3 protein-coding genes and 1 pseudogene are annotated in these 2,948 nt (G+C 68.0%); 3 read left to right on the top strand and 1 reads right to left on the bottom strand.

Features of this window, described 5'->3' with window-relative positions; genetic code table 11:
• Nucleotides 1-1,042, top strand: a pseudogene (locus ACWELQ_RS42550) (3-oxoacyl-ACP synthase); the annotation flags it as partial.
• A gap of 187 nt (nt 1,043-1,229) precedes the next feature.
• Nucleotides 1,230-1,652, top strand: coding sequence for a holo-ACP synthase AcpS (acpS, locus tag ACWELQ_RS42545; RefSeq protein WP_379357645.1), 423 nt, complete (start codon nt 1,230-1,232; stop codon nt 1,650-1,652).
• Nucleotides 1,653-1,671: 19 nt separating this feature from the next.
• Here acpS and ACWELQ_RS42540 read toward each other — a convergent pair whose 3' ends face one another.
• Nucleotides 1,672-2,310, bottom strand: a complete 639-nt coding sequence (locus ACWELQ_RS42540; RefSeq protein ID WP_379358314.1) for a TetR family transcriptional regulator — start codon at nt 2,308-2,310, stop codon at nt 1,672-1,674.
• 316 nt (nt 2,311-2,626) lie between these two features.
• On the opposite strand from ACWELQ_RS42540, the gene ACWELQ_RS42535 reads away from it, so the two are divergent.
• The coding region (locus ACWELQ_RS42535; RefSeq protein WP_452402653.1) for a hypothetical protein at nt 2,627-2,948 on the top strand (322 nt) is incomplete at its 3' end.

Genomic DNA, 2,948 nt, shown 5'->3' with positions numbered 1-2,948 from the left:
GGAACGCGAACGCGACACCCTCACCGTCGTGAACGACCAGCTCGGCTCGCCCACCTACGCCCCCGATCTGGCGGTGTCCGCCACCGCCGACTCGGCCGCCATGTCCGCCAAGGGCATCAGCGACCGTTACTTCTCCCGGGCCAACGACCGCCGCCGCGGCGGGTTCGTCGAATCCATGGGCGGCGGAACGGTTCTGCTGGCCCGCGGCTCGGTCGCCCTGGAAATGGGTCTGCCGGTGCTGGGTGTCGTCGCCTTCGCGCAGTCCTTCGCCGACGGCGTGCACACCTCCATCCCGGCCCCCGGCCTGGGTGCGCTGGGCGCCGGTCGCGGTGGCCCGGAGTCCAAGCTGGCCAAGGAGCTCGGCAAGCTCGGCGTCGGCCCGGACGAGATCGCGGTGGTGTCCAAGCACGACACCTCCACGGCCGCAAACGATCCCAACGAGTCCGAGCTGCACGAACGCCTGGCCGACTCCATCGGCCGCTCGGCAGGCGCTCCGCTGTTCGTCATCTCGCAGAAGACCCTCACCGGTCACGCGAAGGGCGGCGCGGCGGCCTTCCAGATGATCGGCCTGTGCCAGGTGCTCGAGTCCGGCGTCATCCCGCCCAACCGCAGCCTCGACTGCGTGGACGAGAAGATGCAGGCGTACCCGCACCTGGTGTGGCTGCGCGAGGCGCTGACGGTGGGAGATCGCTTCCCGCTCAAGGCCGGTCTGGTCACCTCGCTCGGCTTCGGTCACGTGTCCGGCCTGGTCGCCATCGTGCACCCGCAGGCGTTCGTCGAGGCCATCGCCGACGCGGACAAGCGGGAGGCGTACCAGCGCAAGGCCGAACAGCGTCAGCTCGCCGGTCGCCAGCGCTTCGCCGAGGCCATGTGCGGCGGGGCCCCGCTCTACGAGCGGCCCGCCGACCGCCGCCTCGGCGGCGACGGCACCCCGGCCAAGAAGTCACGTCAGCTCGAGGCCGACATGCTGCTCTCGCAGCAGGCGCGCCTGGGCGCGGACGCGGTCTACGTGGCAGTGCCGAAAGGCCCGGCCTGCCAGTGATGAACGGGCCTGCCGGTAACGAGTAGCCCCCGGCAGGTCAGACACGGCGGGCTCGCGTCCCGCGCTCCTCACCGAGCGCGGGCGCGAGCCCGCCGTTCCCATGTGCGCGCCTACGGTTCCGTAGGTTCGCTGGTATGTTCGCAGCCAATTCGACTGCATCTCACGAGGAATCTAGGAGTCCCGCACTGTGACGATCCTGGGTATCGGCCTGGACTTGGTCACCATTTCCGAGTTCGCCGAACAAATGGAACGCACCGGAACCACCATGCTCCGGGAAAGTTTCACCGCTGGAGAACGGCGCTACTGCCAAAGCAAGGGCACCGATCCGGCGCGGAGCTACGCCATCCGCTGGGCGGCGAAGGAGGCGGTCATCAAGGCGTGGGCCACCTCTCGCTTCGCGCGCAGCCCGCAGATCGGCGACAACCCGTACCCGCTCATCGAGGTCGTGAACGACGCCTGGGGCCGGCCCAGCATCAAATTGCACGGCCTGGCAGCGGAATTCCTGCCCCGGGTGCGAGTTCACCTGTCGCTCACCCACGATGGCGATACGGCGGCGGCGATGGTGGTGCTGGAAGATCCGGGCGAACTAGCCGACCTGATCCGCGACTGAGTCGTTCCCGAGGAAAGAGCTAATCCGGATCGAAGGTGGTGCGCTGCCCGCCCGAGCGCGATTCCTTCTCCGCGATCAGCAGATACGCCACCATGAGGCGCTTGAGTTCGGCGACGGCGTCCTCATGGCTCAGGCCGTCCTGCACCGAGAAATTCAGCATCGAGTAGACGACGTGCACCAGCACCTGCGCCATCATGGTGCGGCGGCCGCGGGGGGTGCGCGGCATGAGCGGGCGCAGCATCTGCGAAACCGCTTCGGCGAACTCCTTTTCGTGGATCGCGCCGGTCGCCCGCGTGGACGGCGTGGACTGCATGGCCAGCCACACCTCGCGCCGGGACGGGTCGGTCATCCACAGATCCGCGAGGTGATCGACCAGCTGGGTCATGTGCCGCAGCCAGTCCATGGACGGGATCTCGCCGTGGAAATCCGCCAGCTCCTGTGAAACCGCCACCAGGTCTTGGCGATTCAGCTCGCAGACGATGACGTACTTGTTGGCGAAGAACTGGTACAGCGTGCCGATCGGCACCTCCGCGCGGGCCGCCACCTCTTCACAGGTGAACGATTCGAACCCGACCTCGACGAGCAATACCCGGGAGGCGTGCAACAGAGCGTCGAACTTTCGTTTCGATCGTTCCTGCGTCGGGCGGCGACGGGGCATCAGCTCCTGGGGGTCGTCCTGCAGCTCCAACGCAGGGTCCGGTCGTCGAGTCGACCTGGCTCCCGTGCGCGCTTCCACGCACAACAGCCTACGGGTAGCGACACGCGCATGACACGCTGCGGTACTTCGTGTGTCACCGATTCCGACCCATCCACGCCGCCGTCGGCACCGAACACCCATCGCAGCTGCTTCCCAGCTGCGCATCTCTGCTGAGCGGGTGGGCCGGTGAATCGGCCGTACGTCCCGGGAATCGAAACATTGTCGGCATGACCTTGGAAGGCTGATTGTGGTTTCTTCGAGTCTTGTTCGTTCCGCGGTGACCATCGGTGTAGCCACCGAGCGCGGCACCGTGCGCGCCGTGGCGCTCGCCGATGCCGGCGACAAGCTGCCCGAGCGGGTGGTGCTCGAGCGGGTCGTCCCGATCGCCGGCGAGTCGAAGGCCGAGCTGGCCGCAGCGGTGGAGACAGCCATGGAGGACATCGCCGACAAGATCGGCGCGGATCGCGAGATCCTCGGCGCGGCGGTCGCTTACCGCGATGCCGCCGAGCGCCGGTGCCGGACGATGTCGGCCATGAACCGGGTGACACCCGACGGGATCAAGTACTTCTTCCCCCGCATCCACGCCGCCCGCCGCCGCG

The organism is Nocardia sp. NPDC004722, from assembly GCF_053601505.1.
This window is presented reverse-complemented; position numbering and strand designations above follow the sequence as displayed.